This is a genomic window from Streptomyces sp. NPDC005393 (genome assembly GCF_040606675.1).
GTDB lineage: Bacteria > Actinomycetota > Actinomycetes > Streptomycetales > Streptomycetaceae > Streptomyces.
The window spans coordinates 1-22,888 of sequence record NZ_JBEXFG010000073.1 but is presented as its reverse complement, the minus strand read 5'-3'; the positions used below and the strand labels follow the sequence as shown (position 1 = coordinate 22,888).

10 protein-coding genes are annotated in these 22,888 nt (G+C 71.9%); 3 read left to right on the top strand and 7 right to left on the bottom strand.

Annotated elements, in window-relative coordinates:
• Positions 1–16 precede the first annotated feature (16 nt).
• Together ABZS71_RS33435 and ABZS71_RS33430 are read left to right on the top strand one after the other, a co-directional pair.
• Positions 17–4,816: an SDR family NAD(P)-dependent oxidoreductase gene (locus tag ABZS71_RS33435; protein WP_356216143.1), complete on the top strand. Its 4,800-nt coding sequence runs from the start codon at positions 17–19 to the stop codon at positions 4,814–4,816.
• Between the two features lie 16 nt (positions 4,817–4,832).
• Positions 4,833–9,881 carry a type I polyketide synthase gene (locus tag ABZS71_RS33430; protein ID WP_356216139.1) on the top strand — a complete coding sequence of 1,683 codons (5,049 nt, stop codon included), beginning with the start codon at positions 4,833–4,835 and terminating at the stop codon, positions 9,879–9,881.
• Between the two features lie 54 nt (positions 9,882–9,935).
• On the opposite strand, the gene ABZS71_RS33425 is transcribed toward ABZS71_RS33430, so the two are convergent.
• The gene (locus tag ABZS71_RS33425; protein ID WP_356216136.1) at positions 9,936–10,802 is read right to left on the bottom strand and encodes an alpha/beta hydrolase; all 867 of its coding nucleotides are present in this window, start codon (positions 10,800–10,802) and stop codon (positions 9,936–9,938) included.
• 288 nt (positions 10,803–11,090) lie between these two features.
• Between ABZS71_RS33425 and ABZS71_RS33420 the strand changes: the two genes are divergently transcribed.
• Entirely contained in the window at positions 11,091–12,350 is a 1,260-nt protein-coding gene (locus ABZS71_RS33420) for a cytochrome P450 (protein WP_356216134.1), read from the top strand.
• A gap of 114 nt (positions 12,351–12,464) precedes the next feature.
• Here the strand turns inward: ABZS71_RS33420 and ABZS71_RS33415 are convergent, their stop codons facing one another.
• The 6 genes from ABZS71_RS33415 to ABZS71_RS33390 all read right to left on the bottom strand — a co-directional run.
• Positions 12,465–12,803 (bottom strand): acyl carrier protein, encoded by a 339-nt coding sequence (locus tag ABZS71_RS33415; protein WP_356216131.1) that lies wholly within the window; start codon positions 12,801–12,803, stop codon positions 12,465–12,467.
• Positions 12,804–12,871: 68 nt separating this feature from the next.
• The gene (locus tag ABZS71_RS33410) at positions 12,872–16,810 is read right to left on the bottom strand and encodes an SDR family NAD(P)-dependent oxidoreductase (RefSeq protein ID WP_356216128.1); all 3,939 of its coding nucleotides are present in this window, start codon (positions 16,808–16,810) and stop codon (positions 12,872–12,874) included.
• The gene (locus ABZS71_RS33405; protein WP_356216125.1) at positions 16,807–18,237 is read right to left on the bottom strand and encodes an FAD-dependent oxidoreductase; all 1,431 of its coding nucleotides are present in this window, start codon (positions 18,235–18,237) and stop codon (positions 16,807–16,809) included. The genes ABZS71_RS33410 and ABZS71_RS33405 overlap by 4 nt, the downstream gene beginning before the upstream one ends.
• Before the next feature lie 35 nt (positions 18,238–18,272).
• The gene (locus tag ABZS71_RS33400; RefSeq protein ID WP_355859627.1) at positions 18,273–18,740 is read right to left on the bottom strand and encodes a nuclear transport factor 2 family protein; all 468 of its coding nucleotides are present in this window, start codon (positions 18,738–18,740) and stop codon (positions 18,273–18,275) included.
• Positions 18,741–18,775: 35 nt separating this feature from the next.
• A complete protein-coding gene (locus ABZS71_RS33395; protein WP_355859629.1) occupies positions 18,776–19,213 on the bottom strand; it encodes a nuclear transport factor 2 family protein in 438 nt (145 codons plus the stop codon).
• A partial coding sequence (locus ABZS71_RS33390) for an SDR family NAD(P)-dependent oxidoreductase (RefSeq protein ID WP_356216122.1) occupies positions 19,210–22,888 on the bottom strand: 3,679 nt, incomplete at its 5' end. The genes ABZS71_RS33395 and ABZS71_RS33390, both read right to left, overlap by 4 nt.

Sequence of the window (22,888 nt, the reverse complement as noted above, 5' to 3'; positions counted from 1 at the left end):
GCGGGGTGTGGAGGGTGTGGCGGATCTGGGCCGGGTGGATGTGGTTCAGCCGGTGTTGTGGGCGGTGATGGTGTCGTTGGCCGCGGTGTGGGCGGGGTATGGGGTGAGGCCGGCGGCGGTGGTGGGTCATAGTCAGGGTGAGATCGCGGCGGCTGTGGTGGCGGGGGCGTTGTCGTTGGAGGACGGCGCGAAGATTGTGGCTCTGCGTAGCAGAGCGTTGCGGAGGCTGGCCGGTGGTGGTGCGATGGCCTCGCTCGGTGTCGGTGAGGAGCAGGTCGGTGGGCTGCTGTCCGGGCTGGGTGACCAGGTCGCTGGGGTTGGTGTCGCGGCGGTCAACGGGCCTGCTTCGACGGTGATTTCGGGTCCTCCGGAGCAGGTCGCAACCGTCGTGGCCGCGTGCCACGAGAACGGGGACCGCGCCCGGCTGATTGAGGTGGACTACGCCTCGCATGGCCCCCAGGTCAATGAGATCCACGATGAGCTGATGCGTGTGCTGGACGGCATCCGCCCGATCGACACGTCTGGGAGGGGCACGGCGTTCTATTCCACGGTGACCGGTGGCCAGGCCGATACGACCGGCCTCGATACCGCGTACTGGGTGACCAATCTGCGGGAGCGCGTACGGTTCGCCGAGGCGATCGAGGCGTTGCTCACCGATGGGCATCGGGTGTTCATCGAGGCCAGCACCCATCCCGTACTGACCATCGGGATGCAGGAGACCTTCGAACAGGCGGGTGTCGACGCGGTCACCGTGCCCACGCTGCGCCGCGACCACGGCGGCCGGGCACAACTGGTGCGGTCGCTCGCCCAGGCGTTCACCGCCGGGGTCGACATCAACTGGACCACCCTCTACCCCGCTTCCCCGGCACCCCGCGTGGTCGAACTGCCCACCTACGCCTTTCAGCGTGAGCGGTATTGGCTCCACGGTCGTGGGGGCCGCGCGGGCGACGCCGCCGACCTCGGTCTGGTCTCCGCTGGGCATCCCTTGCTGGGCGCCGCCGTGGAGCTCGCTGACGGAAGCAGTCATGTGCTGACGGGCCGGATTTCGGCGCGCACTCATGCGTGGCTCGGCGAGCATGTGGTGGCGGGCGCGGTGCTGGTGCCGGGTGCGGCGCTGGCCGAGTGGGTTCTGCGGGCGGCCGATGAGGTCGGCTGCGGTGGCGTGGACGAGCTGGCGCTGCGGGTCCCGCTCGTGTTGCCGCCGGCGGGCGGGCTACGGGTGCAGGTGGTGGTGGGCGCGAGCGGCGACGACGGTCGCCGCGATGTCCAGGTGTACTCCCGCCCCGACGGCGACGCCGACTCAGGCCCGGGGTGGGTGTGCCATGCGGAGGGCGTGCTGCGCCCACCCTCGGGCTCTTCTGACGAGGTGGTGGGACTGAGCGGTGCATGGCCCCCGGCGGGTGCGAAGCGGCTCGAGGCGGAGGGGTTCTACGAGCGGGTCGCGGCCTCGGGATACGCGTACGGGCCCTCGTTCCAGGGGCTCCGGGCGGTGTGGCGGGACGGCGCGGATGTGCTCGCCGAGGTGGTGTTGCCCGAGGCCGCGGGGGAGCGTACCGGATACGGCATCCACCCTGCGCTGCTGGACGCCGCCCTGCACCCTGCGCTGCTGATCGACCAGCTCGACACAGACGCAGACACAGACGCAGACACAGACACAGACACAGAAACCGACGACGCGCCCGCCCATGGCGAGGTGTGGCTGCCGTTCGCCTGGAACGGCATGGCGTTGTGGGCGACCGAGGCGACCACGGTCCGGGTCAGGCTCTCTCCGCACCAGGACAGCGCGGAGGGCGAGCGGGGGCTGCGGGTGACCGTGGCCGACGCGGTCGGAGCCCCGGTGCTCACGGTCGACTCGGTCGCCATGCGGCCCGCGAGCGTCGATCAGCTACGGACGACGGTGGCTCACAGCACGGACAGTCTGTTCACCCTCGACTGGACCCCCTTGCCACTCGCGCCCGGCTCCGGAGAGCCGGTGGCCGGTGACGACGGCTGGGCCGTACTGGGCGCCGAGGGCTATCCGGATCTGGCGGCGTTGGTCGCGGCGCTCGATGGCGAGGAGCCCGTCCCCTCGGTGGTCCTTGCCGACGTTCTGCCCACGGACATCGGCCTTGACGCGGCCGAGGGGCTGGCCTCGGTGGAACGTGCTCTGGGGCTGGTGCAGGGCTGGCTGGCCGATCCGCGGTTGGCCGATGCCCGGCTGGTGATTGTGACGCGAGGTGCCGTCGCGGTCGATAGCCCTGAGGGCAGCGGCCCTTCCGGGGGCGGCGTGGATGTGGCCGCCGCCGCGGTGTGGGGCCTGGTGCGCAGTGCGCAGTCGGAGAACCCCGGCCGCTTCATCCTGCTGGATCTCGATGCCGAGGCCGAGGCCGACGGTGACGACGTGGTACGGGCGGCTACGGCGCGGGCCATCGAGGCGGACGAGCCCCAGCTGGCCCTGCGCGCGGGGCGCGCCGTGGTGCCCCGCCTGGTGCCTGCCGGTACCGGAGGCGCGGGGCTCGTCGGCCCGGTCGAGCAGCCGGCGGCATGGCGGTTGGACACGGCGGGCACGGCGACCCTGGAGAACGTGGTGCCCGTGGCCTGCCCGGAGGTATTGGAGCCCCTGGGCGCGGGCCAGGTGCGTATCGCCGTCCACGCGGCCGGTATCAACTTCCGTGACGTACTGGTCGGTTTGGGCATGGTCCCGGGGCAGACCGGGCTGGGCGGCGAGGGCGCCGGAGTGGTGGTGGACATCGGCCCCGACGTCACCGATGTCGCGGTGGGCGATCGGGTCATGGGCGTACTCGACCAATCGTTCGGCCCCCTGGCGGTCACGGACGCACGGTTGCTGGCGCCGATTCCGGACGGGTGGACTGTCCAGCAGGCCGCCGCTGTACCGGTGGCCTATCTGACCGCCTGGTACGGCCTGGTGGAGCTGGGCGGGCTCCAGCCGGGCGAGTCGGTGTTGATCCATGCCGCGACGGGTGGTGTGGGGACGGCAGCGGTGGGGATCGCCCGCCATCTGGGCGCCGAGATCTACGCCACGGCCGGTCCGGGCAAGCATGCGGTGCTGGAGGAGATGGGCGTTGACCAACGGCACCGGGCCTCCTCGCGGGATCTGGACTTCGAGGAGGTGCTGCGCGAGGCGACCGGTGGCCGGGGCGTGGATGTGGTGCTCAACAGCCTCACGGGCCCCTTCATCGACGCCTCGCTGCGGCTGCTGGGCGAGCGCGGCCGGCTGCTGGAGATGGGGAAGACCGATATCCGCGATCCGGAGCAGATCGCGGCCGAGCGCCCAGGCGTGACGTACCGGGTCTACGACCTGGTCACCGGGGCCGGCCCGGACCGCATCGGCCGGATGCTGCGCGAGCTCAGCGAGTTGTTCGCAGCCGGTGTGCTGGCGCCGCCGCCCGTCCGTGCGTGGCCGCTGAGCCGGGCGCGTGAGGCGTTGCGGTATCTGAGTCAGGCGAAGCACATCGGCAAGCTGGTGCTGGACGTACCGGCGGCGGTGGATCCGGACGGCACCGTACTGATCACCGGTGGCACCGGCACCCTGGGCGCGCTGGTCGCCGAACACCTCGTCCGTACCTGGAACATCAAGCACCTCCTGCTGGTCAGCCGCAGAGGCCTGGACGCCCCCGGCGCGAAGGAGCTGGTGGCCCGCCTGGACGGGCTGGGTGCCGAAGCACGGATAGCGGCGGTGGATGTCGCCGACGCCGCCACCCTGGCCGACCTCATCGCCGGCATCGATCCGGCGCACCCCTTGACCGGGGTGGTGCACGCGGCCGGCGTGCTGGATGACGCGGTGGTGACGTCTCAGACCCCCGAGCGGTTGGCGCGGGTGTGGGCGGCCAAGGCCGTGGCCGCGGCGAATCTGCATGCCGCCACCGCGCATCTTCGGCTCGCCATGTTCGTGATGTTCTCCTCGGCAGCCGGGGTCGTGGGCAGCCCCGGCCAGGCCAACTACGCGGCCGCGAACGCCTATTGCGACGCACTGGCCACGCACCGCCAGGCCATGGGCCTGCCGGCGGTCTCGGTGGCATGGGGTCTGTGGGCCGATGCCAGCGGTATGACCGGGCATCTGGCCGAGGCCGACCTGGCCAGGATGGTCCGCTCCGGCATTGCGGCCATGTCCAGCGAACAGGCGTTGGGGCTCCTGGACGCCGCCTGCTGGCACGGCGATCCACAGCCCGCGGCGGTCCATCTCAACGTCCGGGCCCTGGCCGCTCAACCCGTCGACACCCTGCCCGCCCTGCTGCGCGCTCTCACCGACAGCGGCACGCACGCACGGCGAACCGCCGCCACCGGACGGCCCGCCGCCGGCCTGATCGCCCAGCTCGCCGCGGTGCCACCGGACGAGCGGCACCGCGTACTGCTCAGCCTGGTACGCACGCAGGCGGCAGCGGTCCTGGGCCACGCCGATGCCGACGCCGTGCACAGCGGTACGCCCTTCAAGGACATGGGCTTTGATTCGCTGACCGCTGTCGAGCTGCGCAACCGGCTCGCCGCGGCCACCGGGCTGCGGCTGCCCGCGACCTTCATCTTCAGGCATCCGACGCCTTCCGCCATCGCTGACGAGCTGCGCGACAAGCTGTGCCCGGCGGAAGCGGACACCTCGGCGCCCGTCTTCAGCGAGCTGGAGAAGCTCGAGGCCGCGATGACCCGGTGCGCTCCCGACGGCGAGGCCCGCGGCAGGCTGGCGAAGCGGCTGGAGACGCTGTTGTGGCGGCTGAGTGACGGCGCCGCCGAGGCCGCCGACCACACCGTGGACGACGGTGCCCTTGAGTCCGCGTCGGACGACGAGTTGTTCGAGTTCATCGACAGGGAACTGCCCTCTTGACCGTGAGTGAGGACTGATGTCGGGTACGGAAGAGAAACTCCGCCAGTATCTGAAGCGGGTCACGGTGGATCTCGGGCAGGCTCGTCAGCGACTGCGCGAGGTGGAGGAGCGATCCCAGGAACCGGTGGCCATCGTGAGCATGGCCTGCCGCTACCCCGGCGGCGTCAGCTGCCCCGAGGAGCTGTGGGAGCTGGTGTCCTCCGCCCGGGACGGGATCGCGGAATTCCCCACCGATCGCGGCTGGGATCTGGAGGGCCTCTACCATCCGGACCCCGACCACCCGGGCACCAGCTATGTCCGGCACGGTGGATTCCTGCGCGACGCCGACCGCTTCGACGCGGAGTTCTTCGGGATCAGCCCGCGTGAGGCGTTGGCGATGGACCCACAGCAGCGGCTGCTGCTGGAGGTGTCCTGGGAGCTGTTCGAACGGGCGGGCATCGACCCCGTCTCGATGAAGGGCAGCCCGACCGGTGTGTACGCGGGGGTGTCCAGCCAGGACTATCTGTCCCGGATGCCGCGCATCCCCGAGGGCTTCGAGGGCTATGCCACGACCGGCAGCCTCACCAGTGTGGTCTCGGGCCGGGTGGCGTACACCTTCGGGCTGGAGGGGCCGGCGGTGACGGTGGACACGGCGTGTTCCTCGTCGCTCGTCGCGATGCATCTGGCGGGCCAGGCGCTGCGGCAGGGCGAATGCGATCTGGCGCTCGCCGGCGGTGTCACCGCGCTCACCACGCCGACCGCCTTCGCCGAGTTCTCCCGGCAGCGTGGCCTCGCCCCCGATGGGCGCTGCAAGTCCTTCGCGGCGGCCGCGGATGGCACCGGCTTCTCCGAAGGCGTCGGCCTGGTGCTGCTGGAGCGGTTGTCGGACGCTCGGCGCCACGGCCATCGGGTGCTGGCGGTGATCCGGGGCTCGGCCATCAATCAGGACGGCGCGAGCAACGGGCTGACCGCGCCCAACGACGAATCGCAGGAGCGGGTGATCCGCCACGCCCTGGCGAACGCGCGCCTCGCCGCCGATCAGGTCGACGCGGTGGAGGCGCATGGCACGGGGACCTCCCTCGGCGACCCGATCGAGGCACAGGCGCTGCTCGCCACCTACGGACAGGGCCGGCCGAGCGAACGGCCCTTGTGGCTGGGCTCCCTCAAGTCGAACATCGGCCACGCCCAGGCGGCGGCGGGCGTGGCGGGTGTGATCAAGATGGTGATGGCGCTCCGGCACGAGACGCTGCCGGTCACCCTGCATATCGATGAGCCGACCCCGCATGTCGAGTGGGAGGGCGGCGGGGTACGGCTGCTGACCGCGCCCGTGGAGTGGCCGACGGGCGAGCGTCCGCGCAGGGCGGGGGTGTCCTCGTTCGGGATCAGCGGCACCAACGCCCACCTGATCCTTGAAGAAGCGCCGCCCGCGCCGCCCGAGCCGAGCGGCCCGGCCGATCGGGCGTCCGGCGACCCCGAGGCCCAGGTGCCCGAGGCCCAGGTGTCCGATGCGCCGGTGTCCGATGCGCCGGTGTCCGGCGTCCCGGTGACCGGTGTGGTGCCATGGGTGCTGTCCGCCCGTAGCGGACGGGCCCTGCGGGGCCAGGCGGCGGCGCTGGCGGGGCGTGTGGCAGCCGATCCGCTGCTGTCCGCCGCCGATGTGGGCTGGTCGCTGGCCACCACCCGGTCGGTGTTCGACTACCGGGCGGTGGTGGTGGGCGAGAGCCGTGACGAGCTGATGGCGGCCGTCGAAGCGCTGGCCGCCGGTGAGACACACTCGGGTGTGATCCACCCCGGGGCCGCCGCGGCGGCCGGAGACCTGGGCCCGGTGCTGGTGTTTCCGGGGCAGGGGTCGCAGTGGGCGGGGATGGGCGCGGGACTTCTCGACGCCTCACCGGTGTTCGCGGCGCGGGTGGCCGAGTGTGAACAGGCCCTGGCGCCGTATGTCGACTGGTCGCTGACGGACGTCCTGCGGGGTGCGGAGGGCGCTGCGGATCTGGGCCGGGTCGATGTGGTGCAACCCGTGCTCTGGGCGGTGATGGTGTCGCTCGCCGCGGTGTGGGCCGGCCATGGCGTGAAGCCCACGGCGGTGGTGGGTCACAGTCAGGGCGAGATCGCCGCGGCCGTGGTGGCGGGGGCGCTGTCGTTGGAGGACGGCGCGAAGGTGGTGGCGCTGCGCAGCCGGGCGTTGCGGCGGCTGGCCGGTGGCGGCGCGATGGCGTCCCTGGGGGTCGGCCAGGAGCAGGTCGGCAAGCTGCTGGACGGACTGGGCGACGAGGCCGCCGCCGTAGGCGTGGCAGCGGTCAACGGGCCCGCGTCCACGGTGATTTCGGGACCGTCGGCCCAGGTCGCCCATGCGGTGGCCGCGTGCCAGGAGGCGGGGGAGCGGGCGCGGCTGATCGAGGTGGACTACGCCTCGCACAGCCCGCAGGTGGACGAGATCGCCGAGGAGCTGAGAGAGGTGCTGGCCGGGGTCCGGCCGGTCCCCTCGAAGGTGGCCTTCTACTCCACCGTCACCGCCGGGCGGCTCGAAACCACCGGGCTGGACACCGGGTACTGGGTGACGAATCTCCGTGAGCCGGTGCGGTTCGCGGACGCTGTCCATGCGCTGCTGGCCGCTGGGCACCGGGTGTTCATCGAGGCCAGCACCCACCCCGTGCTGACCCTCGGGATGCAGGAGAGCTTCGAAGAGGCCGAGATCGACGCGGTCACCGTGGCCACGCTGCGCCGCGACCACGGCGGCCGGGCGCAGCTGGTCCAGGCGCTCGCGCAGGCGTTCACCGCCGGCGTCGGGATCGACTGGCCCACTCTGTGGCCCACCGGTCCGGCGGCTCCGCGCACCGTCGATCTGCCCACCTACGCGTTCCAGCGGGAGCGGTACTGGCTGGCGGACTCGGTGTCCTTCGCCACCGTGGCCAGGGCGGACGAGGACGAGACGCGGTTCTGGGCCGCGGTCGAGGGCGAGGATCTGCAGGCGCTCTCCGACACGCTGCGCATCGCCGATGACATCGGCCACCGGTCATCGCTGGGCGCGGTGCTGCCGGTGCTCTCCGAGTGGCGTCGCGGGCGGCGTGAGCGGTCCGCCGTGGACTCCTGGCGCTACCGCGTCGAGTGGCAGCGCCTCACCGATGGCGCCCCGGCCGATGCGGGTTCCTGGCTCGTGGTCCGGCCGACGGGTGGCGCCGACGGCTGGTTGGACGCCTGTGTACGGGCATTGGGCGCGGGCGGTGGCCGGGTGCGCCACCTGGACGTGTCCGAGGACATCGACCGCACCGAGCTCGTGGCGCTCCTGCGGACCCGGTACGCCGATGCGTCACCCACGGGCGTACTGTCGCTGCTGGCCCTGGACGAGCCCGCGCGGCCTCGGTTCCCCGGGGCGGCGCCCGGTCTGACCGGCACGCTCACCCTGCTGCAGGCGCTGGTGGACGCCTCCATCGGCGCACCGCTGTGGTGCGCCACTCGTGGCGCGGTCTCCATCGGCGACGATGACCCCTTGGACGCTCCGCCCCAGGCCCAGCTGTGGGGGCTCGGCAGGGTGGCCGCACTGGAACATCCCACTCTGTGGGGCGGGTTGGTGGATCTGCCCGCGACCCCGCACGAGCTGGACCCGGAGCGGCTGCGCACCCTGCTCGCCGGGGCATCGGGTGAGGACCAGGTGGCGCTGCGCCCGGCCGGGGCGTACGGCCGCCGGCTGGTGCCCGCCCCGGTCGGCAGCCGTACTCCGCGGCGGACATGGAAGCCTCGGGGCACCGTGCTCATCACCGGTGACGCCGACGGGCCGGCGGCCCATGTCGCCCGCTGGATGGCGGCCGACGGCGCGGAACACGTGGTGTTGCTGGGGCCCGGGGGAGCGGATGCGCCCGGGGCGGTGGAGCTGAAGGCCGAACTGGGCTCGCTCGAAGCCGAGTTGACGATCGCGGACTGTGTGCCCGCCGACCGGGAAGGTGTCGTACGCCTCGTCGAGCGGCTGACGCAGGGCGGCGAGCGCATCGGGACGATCGTCCACACCTCGGCCTCCGGCGCGCTGACCCCGCTGATGGAACTCACCCCGCAGCGGCTGGCCGACGAGGTCTCCGGCCAACTGGTCGAGGCGGGAGAGCACATGGCCGAACTCTGCTCCATGGGCCCCGAGGACACCGTGGTCTTCTTCTCCACCGTCGCCGCCGCCTGGGGCAGCAGGGACCACGGCTCCTACGCAGCCGCCACCGCCCACCTCGACGCGCTGGCGCAGCGTCACCGGGCCGATGGCCGCGCCGCGCTCTCGATCGCCTGGGGGCTGTGGGATCTCTCGGACGGCAGCGAGGAGCCGAACGCGCTGCTGACCCCCCACACCGAGCGTTCCCGGCGGCAGGGCCTTACGCCCCTGGACCCCGCGCCGGCCCTGAGCGCCTTGCGCCAGGTGCTCGACCACGACGATCCGCAGATGACGATCGCCGACGTCGGGTGGGAGCGCTTCGCACCGCTGTTCACCCTCGCCCGGACGAGCAGGCTGCTCGACGGAGTGCCGGCCGCCCGGCAGGCCATCGAGGCCGCGCGGGAACCCGCCGACGACACCAGCGCCGAGGGTGCGCCGGCCCTGCGGCAGGAGCTGGCAGCCCTGGCCGAGGACGAGCGGGCCGGCCGGCTGCTGGCCCTGGTGCGCGCCCACGTGGCCGCCGTACTGCACTACCCGGCGGCGGAGGCGGTCGAGCCGGACCGCCCGTTCAAGGAGCTGGGCTTCGACTCGATCGCGGCCGTCGAGCTCAGGAACCGGCTGCGCGCCGCCACCGGCTTGAGCCTGCCGACGACGCTGGTCTTCGACTACCCGACGCCGGACACGCTGGCCGGCTATCTGCTGGCGCAGGTGGGCCCCGACGAGGGCCGCACCGCGCATCCGGCGCTCGGCCATGTCGAGGAGCTGGAGGCGGCACTGGCCGGGCTCTCGGCCGAGGACCCTCGGTGCACCGGTCTGGTGAACCGGCTGCAGGCCCTGGTGTGGAAGTACACGGCCACCGCGGACGAGCCGGGGCAGCGGGCGGCCGAGCAGGACCTCGCCACCGCCACCGCCGACGAGGTGTTCGCGCTCATCGACCGTGAGCTCGGGGCCTGATCACCCCGCACGGAACCCCCCATATGGCACCCGTACGGGGGGGCGGCGTGCGGGTCAGCGATCGCCCTGAGCCGGCTGAACGCCGTGGGCGAGGTCGAGCAGATCGTCCGCCACCCGCTGGGGGTGCTGGGCGTGCAGATCGTGCTCGGAATCGAGGTATTCGCGCATGGTCGCGTGGCGCAGCGCGGCCGTGGTCGTCGTGATGCGCGAGCGGATGCGGTCCGCCCACTGCCCGTCCGCGCCCTTGGGAATGGCGGGCATCAGCAGGGTGGGCACCGAGATGGCCGCGTAATACGGCCCCGGCGGTTCGTTCCAGATGCTGCGCAGGATCGACATGTGCTGCTCGGTGGACATGCGCCGGGACAGCGAGCCGTCCGGGTTCACCCGCATGGTGGCCACCGCGGCCTCGATCGCCGCCGGGGACCAGTCGGGGTGGATGGCGCGGAAGTAGTCGCTCACGCTCTGGACCGTCGCGCCTTCCAACGAGGCCGGGCGCAGCGCCCCGACGAACGCCTCCCAGGAGTGGAAGGACGTGGCGGGCTCGAGCCAGCCGCCGTCGACGAGGGCGAGCGCGGCGACCAGTTCGGGATGTTCGGCGGCCAGCCGTACGGAGACATTGCCGCCCCAGGAGTGACCGGCGACCACCACCCGGGGCAGCCCGACGGCGGCGACGGCCGCCACCAGATCCGCGACCGCGGTCGGGGTGTCATAGCCCTCCGCCGGCGTATCGGAGTCACCATGGCCGCGCAGATCGACCGCGTACACCGGATGTCCCGCTGCGGCCAGATGGTCCGCGACCTCGTCCCACAGCCGGGCGCTGGAGGCCATGCCGTGAACCAGGAGGAAGGGGGGCGACGCGGTTCCCGGCCGGTGCCGCACATGCAATTTCACATCGTCGGTTACGGGCACGGAAAGATCCATGCGGGAATTCTAGCCGGGCGTCGCGGGCTCTTCGAGAGCTGTGGATGTGATGTATGCGCGAATTAGCGGCGCTTAAGGAGGACACGAGATGCTGGCCCCAGCTGGACCGCCTGAGCGCAGGAGAGACTTGGTATTGCTTGGCAGTTCCGTCGGCGCCGCGTGGACGTCTATCGAAAGCAGGCGCATTTCTGCCGGATCCGGATCCGGATCCGGATCCGGATCCGTAACCGTCGCCGGGCGATTCGTGCCGATTGCCGACCGTAGACTCCGAGCTCCAAGTGAGGCGCCGTGTATCCCCCGGAATCCAGGTTCGCCAACGTCGACACCATTGACCTCACTGACTTGTCCTTCTGGGCACAGCCCCACGGGGATCGCGACGCGGCCTTCGCGGCGCTGCGCCGACGGCCGGAGCCCATGCTCTTCCGTGAGCCGGCCATGCCCGGCTTCGGGCGCGGGTCCGGCTACTACGCGCTGGTCAGGCACGCCGATATCGCCGAGGTGAGCCGGCGGCCGCAGGACTTCGGCTCCTTGCCCACCGCGATCAGCATCATCGATCTGCCGGAGGAGCTCAACGGCTTCTTCGGCTCGATGATCAATATGGACAATCCCCAGCACGCCCGGCTGCGCCGACTCGTCTCGCGCGCCTTCGGCCGCGGCATGGCGGCGGAGTTCGAGGCGGCCTCGAACAAGGCGGCGCGGCAGATTGTCGACGACCTTATCGCGGACGGACCCGGTGACTTCGTCCGACAGGTCGCCGCGGTCATGCCGATCGCCGTCCTCAGCGGAATGATGGGGATTCCCGGCGACGACTATGAATTCATCTATGACCGGTCCAATGTCATCGTCGGCACCTTCGACCCGGAATATGTTCCCCGGGCCGATCAGGCGACCTCGGCTCTGCTGAAGACCTCCCATGAACTCGCGGACTATATCTCGCGGCTCGCCGCGGACCGGACCAAGAACCCCACGGGCGATCTGATCACCCGGCTGGTGCAGGCGCAGATCGACGGTGAGCGGCTGAGCCCCGAGGAGCTGTCCTCCTTCTTCATCCTCCTTGTCGTCGCGGGCATGGAGACGACGCGCAACGCGATCTCCCGTGGTCTGGCGCTGCTGACCGAGCATCCGGGGCAGCGGGAGCTCCTGCTGTCCGATTTCGAGAAGTACGCGCCGGGAGCCGTCGAGGAGATCCTGCGGGTGGCGACCCCCATCAACTGGATGCGCCGGACCGTCACCCGCGACTGCGAGGTGAACGGCCACCCCTTCCGGAAGGGCGAGAAGCTGCTGCTCTTCTACTGGTCCGCCAACCGGGACGAGGAGGTCTTCGCCGACCCTTACCGGTTCGACATCACCCGGGACCCCAATCCGCATATGAGCTTCGGGTCCATCGGCCCGCACTTCTGTCTCGGCGCCCATCTGGCCCGAATGGAGGTCACCGTGCTCTTCCGGGAACTGTTCGGCCGGCTGCCGGACATCCGCACCGTGGGGGAGCCGAGGCGGCTGGTGGCCAGCTTTGTCGAGGCCATCAAGCATGTGGAGTGCGCGTTCTGACGGCTGGACGACTGGACGGATGGTCGGCCGGACGCCTGGCGCGGATCACAAAGACGCCGCGCGGGAGGGGAATCGTCCCCCTCACGCGCGGCGTCTTCGTCGTATGCCGCCGGCCTAAGCCGTGGCACCGTCACCGGAGTTGACCGCGGCGTACGCCTCGGCGAGGTAGTGGCCGAGCTGGGCGGGGGTGGGATATTCGAGAATGGCGACGAGCGGGATCTCCACATCGGTGAGCGTCATGAGATTGCGGGTGAGCTCGAGGGCGGTCAGCGAGGTGAGCCCGTTTTCCAGGAAGTTGCTGTCGTCGTCGATCGGGGTGGGGGAGAGGATATCGGCGAGCTGTGTCCGTACGGTCTCCCGCAGGATGTCCTCGCGCTCTTCCGCCGTGGCGATGGCGAGCGCCTGGTGCAGCGCCGCGCCGTCGAGTTCGGTCTCGCTGTTCTCCGTCTGCATGGGGGATCCGTTCGGTCGGGGGTCGGAAGCATCGCCGCTGGGATGGTTATTGACTGCGGTGTATGCGCTCATCGTTTCTCCTGGGACGAGGACGGGCCGGCGGCGCTGTCGCCGACGGCGGTCCGGGTGCTGAGGGGCTGAGGATGGGAGACGTCATCGAAGAGCCGATGCGCTCCCAGTGCGGAAGCGTGTGCGGTGACCCACTTCCCGTCGATGTCCGCGATGATCACGGACGCCGTGTCCGCCATGACCGCCTGCCGCAGCATCGCGGCCGCCGATCGCGGGGACATCGCGGACATCCCGTTGCCGCGGAGCTGCTTGGCCGCGCCACCGGACGTGTCGGGGTCGTCGATGGCACCCCAGCACACCGAGGTCGCCGGGACGCCCCGCGCCCGGCACTCCTGCGCGAGCGCGCTCAGATAGGCGTGGGCCGGCGCCTGGTTGCCCAGATCCGGGCTCGGCAGAACGCCCACCACAGAGGAACAGAGCACGAACGCCGACAGATCGTGGTCCCGGGTGAGCGCGACCAGGTTCGCCGCGCCCGCCACCGTCGCCGTCCACTCGCCCTCGATCCGCGCCATGTCCAGCCGCCCTGTCTCATCGCCCAGGGGCGCCGCGAGATGGAGGACGGCAGTCAGCGGGAACTCCGCCGGAAGGTCCGCGACAGCCGCGGCGAGCGCGTCCGGGTCGGCCACGTCGGCGGTGGCGATGGACACCCGTACGCCCGAGGCGGTCAGCTCGGCCAGCAGGCCGTCGGCCGGTGGCGCGGTGTCCAGGAGCAGCAGATGGCCGGCCCCCGCCTCGGCGGCCCACCGGGCGGTGTGCGCGCCCAGAGCGGTGCCGGCCGCCGTGATCAGTACGGTTCCGCGGAGCCGCTGGGCCCTGGCGGGCTCGGGCACCTCACGCACCAGACGCCGTGCGAAGCAGCTGTCGGCGCGCACGGCCACTTCCGCCTCGCCATGGACCACCGACAGCACGCCGGCCAGCCGCCGTCCGGCCCGGTCGTCGAACCTCTCCGGCAGATCGACCAGCCCGCCCCGGCGCCGCGGGTGTTCCATCGCCGACCCGCCGCCCAGCCCCCACAGCTGGGCCTGCTCCGGACGGTGCATCGGGTCTCCGAGGTCGATGCCGACCCCGCCGCGGGTGGCCACCCACACCGGGGCTTCGACGCCGGACCGCTCCAGCGCCTCGAACAGCACGAGCGTCGGCGCGAGCGCGGGGCTCAGGCCGTCGTCGGCCGGTGGCGGTCCGTCGTCCACGGCCAGCAGGGAGAGCACGCCCGCGACGGACCGCTCGGCGACGGCCTCGGATATCCGCCGGGCCCACGCGTCACGGCTGGTCGGCTCGGGGTCCGGAGCGCATGCGACGACCTCGGCACCATGGGCGCGCAGCGCGGCGGTCACGGCGGCCACCGTGGCGTTGTGCGTCCCCTCGCCACAGGTCGCGACAAGCCAGGTCCCGGACAGTCGCGGCGCCACCACGTCGGTCAGCGCCTTCCAGGCGATGCGGTAGCGACACTGCCGCTGCCGGCGCCAGGTGGCCAGCGCGGACAGGACGTCCTTCAGCTCGGCACGCCGTTCGGCCGGGATATCGAGGTCCCGTGTCAGGGCCGCCATGTCCGTACGCTCCACCGCGTCCCAGAACTCGGTGTCGACCCAGGTCTCCCTGGCGGGCGCGGGATCCGCGGAAGCCTCGTTCTCCAGCCAGTAGCGCTGTCGCTGGAAGGCGTAGGTGGGCAGTGCGACGGCGCGGGGCGTCGGCCCGCCGTCGTGGAAGGCGGTCCAGTCGACGGTGGCGCCCGTGGTGTGCAGCCGGGCCAGCGCGTACGTCAGTTCCCGCACCTCGGATCCCTCGTTCTGGAAGGGCGAGAGCACGAGCGGTGCCGTGGCGGCGGTCAGGAACGGCTCGGGCCCCAGTTCCCAGACCACACCGACCTCGTCCGGCGAGGGGACGGCCGGGCGCTGGTAGCCTGCCGCACCCCTGTCGGCGTCGGTGTCGGTTGCGACGAGTCGGCAGGCGTCGGGAAGGCCGAGGGCCCCGGCGATATGCGTGGCGGCGATCTCGCCGACGGCCTGGCCGGTCACCGCGTCGGGGCGAATGCCGAACGCGTCCAGCAGCCGGGCGAGCGCGATGTACGAGGCGAACAGTCCGGCCCGAGAGGACGCGTCGCGCTCCCCTTTCGCCCCGAGCAGCTCGCAGACCTCGTCGAAGGCCGTGGCGAACACGCGAAACCGGTCGTAGAGCTCGGTGCCCGTACCGGGACGGTGGCTTCCCTCGCCACCGAAGGACAACACCGTCTTGCCCGCCGGGGCCGCCGTCGCGCCGGGGCGGATCGCCTCCGGCCCCACCACGGACGGATGCGGCTCACCGGCCGCCAGCGCCTCCAGCCCCGCCCTCAGCTCCTCGCGCCCCCTGCCGACCACGACGGCCCGGTGGTCGAACGCCGACCGCGTCGTGACCAGCGACCAGCCCACATCGGCGGGGGAGAGCCCCGGATCGGCGGCCGTGTGCGCGGCCAGCGCCCGCGCCTGACCGCGCAGCGCCACCACGCCACGCGCGGACAGCACCCACGGCACCACCCCGGCCACCGGGGCGTCACCGTCAGTGGCCGGCTCCACCGGCTCGGTGGGCTGCTCCAGGATCACATGGGCGTTGGTGCCACTCGCGCTGAAGGAGGACACCCCGGCCCGGCGGGGCCGCTCGACCCTCGGCCACTCCATCCGCTCGGTCAGCAGCCGCACCGCGCCCTTGCGCCACGGCACCAGCCGTGTCGGCCGGTCGATATGGAGCGAGGGCGGCAGCACTCCGTGCCGCATCGCCATCACCATTTTGATCACACCCGCCATACCGGCGGCGGCCTGGGTGTGACCGATGTTGGACTTGATCGACCCCAGCAGCAGCGGCCGGTCGGCAGGCCGGTCCTGACCGTAGGTGGCGAGCAGCGCCTGGAGCTCGATGGAGTCGCCGAAGGCGGTACCGGTGCCATGCGCCTCCACCGCGTCCACGTCCCCCGTGGACAGCCGGGCATTCGCCAACGCGTCCCGGATCAGCTGCTGCTGGGCCGGTCCGTTCGGCGCGGCCATCCCCGTACTGGCGCCGTCCTGGTTGATCGCCGAGCCGCGGAGGACGGCCAGCACCTGATGGCCATGGCGGTGTGCGTCGGACAGCCGCTCCAACAGCACAAGGCCGGCGCCCTCCCCGTATACCATGCCGTCGGCGGCGTCCGCGAACGACTTGCACCGCGCGTCGGGGGCGAGCTGGCGCTGGCTGGAGGCCACCTGGAACACGCTCGCGGTGTACAGGATGGCGGCCCCGCCGGCCAGCGCGAGCGTGCACTCGCGCTGCCGCAGCGCCCGGGCGGCCAGATGCATGGCCACCAGCGAGGACGAACACGCTGTGTCCAGCGTGACCGCCGCGCCCTGCAGGCCGAGCGTGAACGCCACCCGGCCCGATGCCACGCTCCCGGCGTTGCCGTTTCCCACGTAGCCCAGCAGGCCTTCGGGGATCTCCTCCAGCCGGGAGGCGTAGTCGTGGTACATCACCCCCGTGTACACCCCGGTGGAGCTGCCGCGCAGCGTCCGCGGATCGATGCCGGCGCTCTCCGCGGCCTCCCAGGCCAGCTCCAGCAGCATCCGCTGCTGCGGTTCGACGGCCGCCGCCTCACGGGCGCCCATTCCGAAGAACTCCGCGTCGAACTCGGCCGCATCGTAGATGAATCCGCCCGCGCGCACATACGAGGTGCCGTGGTGGTCCGGATCGGGGTGGTAGAGGTTCTCGAGATCCCAGCCGCGGTCGGTGGGGAAACTCGACACGGCGTCCCGCTCGTCGGCCACCAGATCCCACAGCTGTGCCGGGGTGCGCACACCGCCCGGAAACCGGCAGGACATGCCCACGATGGCGATCGGGTCGTCCTGCTCCGACTGGATCTCCCGCAGTCGCTGCCGGGTCTGATGCAGCTCGGCCGTGGTCCACTTGAGGTAGTCGACCAGCTTTTCTTCGTTCGTCATGAGCCGTTGACACCCACCGTGCTCCGCGGATTCAGATTCACGAGGGCCAGCTCGTCGGGGGTCAGCGGTGGCGCGGTGAGCTCCGGAAGCGCCCGGTCCTTGTGCATCAGCGACAGAAAGCGGCTGGACGCCAGCTCGGACTGCGGGGCGGTCAGGCTGATCACATCGGTCACCACGTCACACACCGCGGAGGCGCGCATCGCGCGGTCGGCGATGAGATCGGAGAAGCGCTGCCGCGCCGCCACCCCGCCCGTCAGCCGTGGATCCGTGGCGTTCATACGGCAGTCGACATATTCCACATCCTTGGACGCGGCCATGATCCATGGATCGTCCACGGCGGCGCTGATGGCCCGCTGGGCGCGGCGGGTCGCCCCGGGATCGCCCCCGGACCCCTGGAGTTCGGTGTCCAGCGCGGCGGCGGCACGGGCCGCCGCGCTCATCCCATGGCCGTAGATCGGGTTGAACGCGGCCAGCGCGTCCCCGAGGACAAGCAGCCCCTCCGGCCAGGTGTCGAGCCGCTCCGGGTAGAGCCGCCGGTTGGCGCCGACGCGCGAGACGGCCACCGAGGTCAGCGGCTCGGCCAGGCTGACGAGATCGGCCACGATCGGGTGGCGCAGCGTCCGGGCGTACGGCAGGAAGTCGTCGTCGTGCGTGGGCAGACCCGCGCCACGGGTGCACGACAGGGTGACCATCCAGGTGCCGTCCTCCTGCGGATAGACCACACCGAAGCGGCCCGGTCGCCGCAGCCGGTGGTCGGCGGCCACATTGACGGCGGGGAATCCGGCGGCCGCGCCGGGCGGCGCCTGATACACCCGGGTGGCGTACGCGATCCCCGCGTCCACGATGTCCTCGTCGAGCGGCGGCAGTTCCAGCCCCGACAGCCAGTGCCGGAGCCGGGAACCACGCCCGGAGGCGTCGATCACCAGATCCGCCTCGAGGGTTTCGAGCGCGCCACTGTCCATGTCGCGCACGTGTACGCCGGTGACCCGCTTGGCGTCACCGACGAGATCGAGGATCTCCGCGCGCTGCCGTACGGAGACCCGCCCGGTGGCCAGGATCCGGTCGCGGACCATCCAGTCCAGGAACGGGCGGGTGCACATGAGGGCGAACTGCCGTGGCGGAAAGCGGTGCTGCCAGCCATGGGACGTCAACGTCACCAGGTCCTGGTGGAATCCGATCCGGCGGGCACCCGCGTCGAGCAGCCTGTCGATCGTGCCCGGCAGCAGCGCGTCGACGATGCGGGCACCGCTCGACCACAGCACATGGACATGGCGTGCCTGCGGCGATCCCTTGCGGTGCCGGGGCCCGTCCGGCAGCACATCGCGCTCCACGACGGTGACACTCTCCAGATGGCGGGCCAGCACATGGGCAGCCAGCATCCCGGCCCAGCCCCCGCCCAAGACGATTCCGTGCTTCGGTTCGGTCATGGTTCTGCTTTCGTCCCTTCACCGCTTACGGCCGCTTACGCCGGACTGGGGCTGCCCTTTGCCTGGACCATCCGCGCGAGGTTCTGGGTGACGGCCATGAAATGCGCGACGCCGGTGAGCTCGGGGCCGTCGCCCACTTTCGTATCCGTGATGCCCCAGAACGCCTGGGCGTGATGGACCAGTCCGTCATCACCGAGTTCGATGACACCGATGATGTAGAAGGTGAGTTTGGCCGGGGCGTAGACCGTGACCGTCGTCGGCACCGCCACCCGCCGGCCGTCCATCGAGGTGACCGGGCGGCCCGGGGTCTCATGCACCTGGCACTCGATGGACCAGGCGATATGTTCGCGCAGTGCCGCTTTTCCGACGAGCGGAGGGGCACCGACCGGGTCCTCGAAGACGATGTCGTCCGAGAACAGCTCCAGCACGGCTTCGACATCACCGGCATTCATGCGCCGTGCGTATTCCAGGGCCATCCTCTTGAGGGTCGCCTCATCGGCCATGAACGCCTCCTGTGCGGTTCCTCGGTCGGGGGAAATCAGTCCGTGATGCCAAGGTCCGACCTCCCCCAGAACATCTGCAGCTCCTGAATGAGGCCACCGGCACCGGCGCGCATCATCAGGACGTAGTCCCAGGTGATGCGCTTGGTCTCCGGAGCGTCGGGGACCGTCAGCCAACCGCGGCCGGCGAAGACGGGGCCTTTGGGCAGATAGTCCATGGTGGCGGTGACCGGCATCAGCACATGCACACCGTCCTGCCCCGCCACCGGCTCACCGGGCACCTCGGCGATATGCGCCTCCGCGAGCTCCGCGAAATGCGCACGCAGCGCCGCGCGTCCGGTCCTGCGTTCCGAGCCGACCGGATCCTCGAAGCCGACCTCGTCCGCGTAGAGTTCGAGGAGCCCGTCGACATCGGCCGCGTTCATCCGGCGGCTGTGTTCGAGAATGAGCTTCTTCCGGCTGCGCTCATCAATCACCGTGTGCCCCCAATGTGCTCTCCCTCGCTGTCGCTTCGGCCAAGGTCCTGGTCGATGAACTGGAAGATCTCGTCGGCGCTGGCGTCCTGAATGCGGCCGGACGCGGCGCCTTCCTCCGCACCGCCCCCGTGCAAGGCGTTCAGCTTCGCCACGGTGGTCCGAAGGCGTTTGTGCAGCGCCTCCCATGCCGCTTCGTCCCTGGCGACGGTGAGCAGAGCGCTCTCCAGCCTTTCCAGTTCGCCCAGCATCGGGGTGAGCGCGTCCGCGTCCTTGGGCGCCAGCTCACTGTGCAGATGCGCGGCGAGCGCGACCGGATTGGGCTGGTCGAAGATGAGCGTGGTGGCCAGCCGCAGACCGGTGACGGCGGTCAGCCTGTTGCGCAGCTCGATCGCGGTCAGCGAGTCGAAGCCGAGCTCCAGAAAGCCACGCTCGGTCGGGATCCGGCCGGGGTCGGAGTGGCCGAGCGCCGCCGCGGCATGGGTGAGCACCAGATGGAGCAGAGTGCGGTGCTGTTCCTCCGGTGACAGCGCCGCCAGATGGCCGGCCCAGTCGGTGTGCGGCCGGCTCGTGGCCGCGGTGCGCCGCGCCGTACCGCCACCGGTGAGGGCCCGCAGGGGAGCGGGCAGGGTGAGCGCGGGCCGGCCCGCGAGGGCCCGTACGTCCAGGTCGATCGCGATCAGGTGGTGGTGGCCGTGGCGTACGGCGGCGTCCAGCAGCCCCAGCGCCCGCTCGCTGGACAGCGCGCCGATGCCCGAGCGGGTCATCCTGGTCCGGTCCGTCTCCGCCAGATGCCCGGTCATACCGCTGGCCTCGGCCCACAGGCCCCAGGCCACCGACACCCCCGGCAGCCCGATGGCGCGGCGGTGGGCGGCCAGCGCGTCGCAGTACGCGTTCGCCGCGGCGTAGTTGGACTGACCGGAGGCGCCCAGGGTCCCCGCCGTCGAGGAGAACATCACGAACAGGGCCAGCGGCAGCTTCGCGGTCGCGGTGTGCAGATGGGCCGCTGCCGTGGCCTTCGGCTGCCACACCCGCGCCAGCCGCTCCGGAGTCTGTGAGGTGAGGACGGCGTCGTCCAGCACCCCCGCCGCGTGGATGACACCGGTCAGCGGGTGTGCCGGATCGACCCCGGCGATCAGCTCGGCCACCGCGTCCGGGTCGGTGACATCGGCCGCGGCGATCCGCACCTGAGTGCCCAACTCATGGAGCTGGTCGGCCAGTTCATCGGCACCGGGAGCCTCCGGCCCGCTCCGGCTGACGAGCAGCAGATGCTTCACTCGCCACTCGCGCACGAGATGTTCGGCGACGAGACCGCCCAGAGTGCCGGTGCCGCCCGTGATGAGTACGGTGCCGTCGAGGTCGAGCACACCGGAGTCGTCCGCCGCCGGATGCCCGGTGTCCACCGGGACCCCGGCGCCGGCGCCCGCCCGTACCATCCGCGGGACCAGCACCCGCCCCGCCCGCACCGCCACCTGGGGCTCGTGCAGATCCACGGCGCGCACCACCGCCTCCGCGACGGCCGCCCCGGCGCCCTGGTCGAGGTCGAGCAGGACGAACCGGCCCGGGTTCTCCGACTGCGCGCTGCGGAACAGCCCCCACGCCCCGGCGCCGGACGGATCCACCTCGGTGGCATCGTCGGAACCGCCCGCGGCCACCGCGCCCCGGGTGACGACCACCAGCCGGGAGTCGGCCAGCGCGGGCCGCCGCAGCCAGCTCTGCACCAGCCCCAGCAGCTCCTCGGCCACCCGCAGCCCGTCATCGGCTCCCCGGTCCCCGGCGGTGGGGTGAGGATGTGTCAGCACGACGGACGGGGCCGCCTGACCGGCGTCGGTCGCCGCGATCAGCGCGTCCAGATCCGGATGGCACACCGGCCCAAAGGCGTCCGGGCTCGCGTCGGCGACCCCCGGCACCAGACCCAGCCGGTCCTCGCCCAGCACTGCCCAGCCGCCGTCGCCGACCGCCGATGGCGGCGGCTGGGCGACAGCCGACGCGGGCAGCGGAGTCCAGTCCAGGGTGAACAGCCCGTCCACACCACGCCCGGCCGCCGTGGCCCGCAACCCATCGGTCCCGGCCGGACGGGTCACCAGCGAGTCGACCGTCAGCACCGGGGCGCCGACCGCATCGGCCACCGTCATCCGCAGCGCCCGCTGCTCGTCCCGCGACAGCCGGACCCGCACCGCGGTCGCCTCGGTCGCCCACAGGGACACGCCGTTCCACGCGAACGGCAACCACACCCGGCCGTCGTCCTCCTGCCCCTCGGGCCGGTCCATCAGCAGCGACGGATGCAGCGCCGCGTCCAGCAGCGCCGGGTGGATCCCGAACCCGTCCCGGTCACCGGCGGCATCGGGCAGGACGACCTCGGCGAGGATGTCCGTCCCGTGGCGCCACGCGGCCTTCAGCCCCTGGTACGCCGGGCCGTACCCGTACCCCGCCGCCGCCACCTGATCGTAGAAGCCGTCGATGGCCATCGGCTCCGCACCCGCCGGCGGCCACGCCCCGCCCAGACCCTCGGCCTGCCCCGGAGCGGTGTCCGGCGGGCCGAGCACACCCACCGCATGACACACCCACCCGGCATCCGCGCCGAGTTCGGCGGCCTGGTCGGCGAGGGAGTACATCCGCACCTCACGCCGCCCGTCCTCCACCGCGGCACCGACCACCACCTGCACCCGCAGCCCGCCCGACTCGGGGAGCACCAGCGGGACCTGGAGCGCCAGCTCCTCCACCCCGCCGCAGCCCACCTCGTCGGCCGCCCGCAGCGCCCAGTCCACCAGCACCGCACCCGGCGCCAGCACCGCACCGGCCACCACATGCTCACCGAGCCAGGGGTGGGTCCGCGCGGACAGCCGGCCGGTGAGCACATGAGTGGTGCCGTCGGCGAGCTCCACGGCGGCGCCCAGCAGCGGATGGCCCGCGGACACCAGACCGAGGTCGGCCGGATCGCCACCGGGTCCGCCCTCGCCGTCCAGCCAGTACCGCCGGCGCTGGAAGGCGTAGGTCGGCAGGTCGACGACGTGGGGGGCGGGGCCGGTACGGAACCAGCGGGCCCAGTCCACGGCGGCTCCCGCGGTGAACGCCTGCGCCATAGACCGGGTCAGCTGGGCCGGGCCGCCGTGGTCACGGCGTAGCGTCGGCACCGTGACCGCGTTGACGCCGGCTTCCTCGAAGCTCTCCTGCAGGCCGATGGTGAGGACGGGGTGGGTGCTGGCCTCGATGAACACCCGGTGGCCGTCGGCGAGCAGCGCCCGCACCGCGTCGGCGAACCGCACCCGCTCACGGAGGTTCGTCACCCAGTACGCCGTGTCGAGCCCCGCGGTGTCCATCCGGCCCGCCGTGACCGTCGAATAGAACGCCACCCCCGACGGGACCGGCTTGACCCCGGCCAGAACTTCGGTCAACTCGGCTGCGATCTCATCGACTTGAGGGCTGTGCGAGGCGTAGTCCACATCGATCAACCGCGCCCGATGGCCCACCTCCTGGCAGGTGGCCACGACATGGTCCACCTGCTCGGGCGGCCCGGAGACGACCACCGAGCCGGGTCCGTTGACGGCCGCCACGCCGACTGCCTGGGCCTGCTCACCGAGACCGGCCAGAATCTCTTCCGCCTGGTCCTGGCTTATGCCGAGGGAGGCCATGGCTCCGCCGCCGGTCAGGTGTCGGAGGGCTTGGCTGCGCAGGGCG

Coding starts and splice junctions, on each gene's coding strand:
- ABZS71_RS33415 (WP_356216131.1), bottom strand. CDS start 12,803: ATGCAGACGGAGAACAGCGAGACCGAACTCGACGGCGCGGCGCTGCAC.
- ABZS71_RS33410 (WP_356216128.1), bottom strand. CDS start 16,810: ATGACGAACGAAGAAAAGCTGGTCGACTACCTCAAGTGGACCACGGCC.
- ABZS71_RS33425 (WP_356216136.1), bottom strand. CDS start 10,802: ATGGATCTTTCCGTGCCCGTAACCGACGATGTGAAATTGCATGTGCGG.
- ABZS71_RS33405 (WP_356216125.1), bottom strand. CDS start 18,237: ATGACCGAACCGAAGCACGGAATCGTCTTGGGCGGGGGCTGGGCCGGG.
- ABZS71_RS33400 (WP_355859627.1), bottom strand. CDS start 18,740: ATGGCCGATGAGGCGACCCTCAAGAGGATGGCCCTGGAATACGCACGG.
- ABZS71_RS33430 (WP_356216139.1), top strand. CDS start 4,833: ATGTCGGGTACGGAAGAGAAACTCCGCCAGTATCTGAAGCGGGTCACG.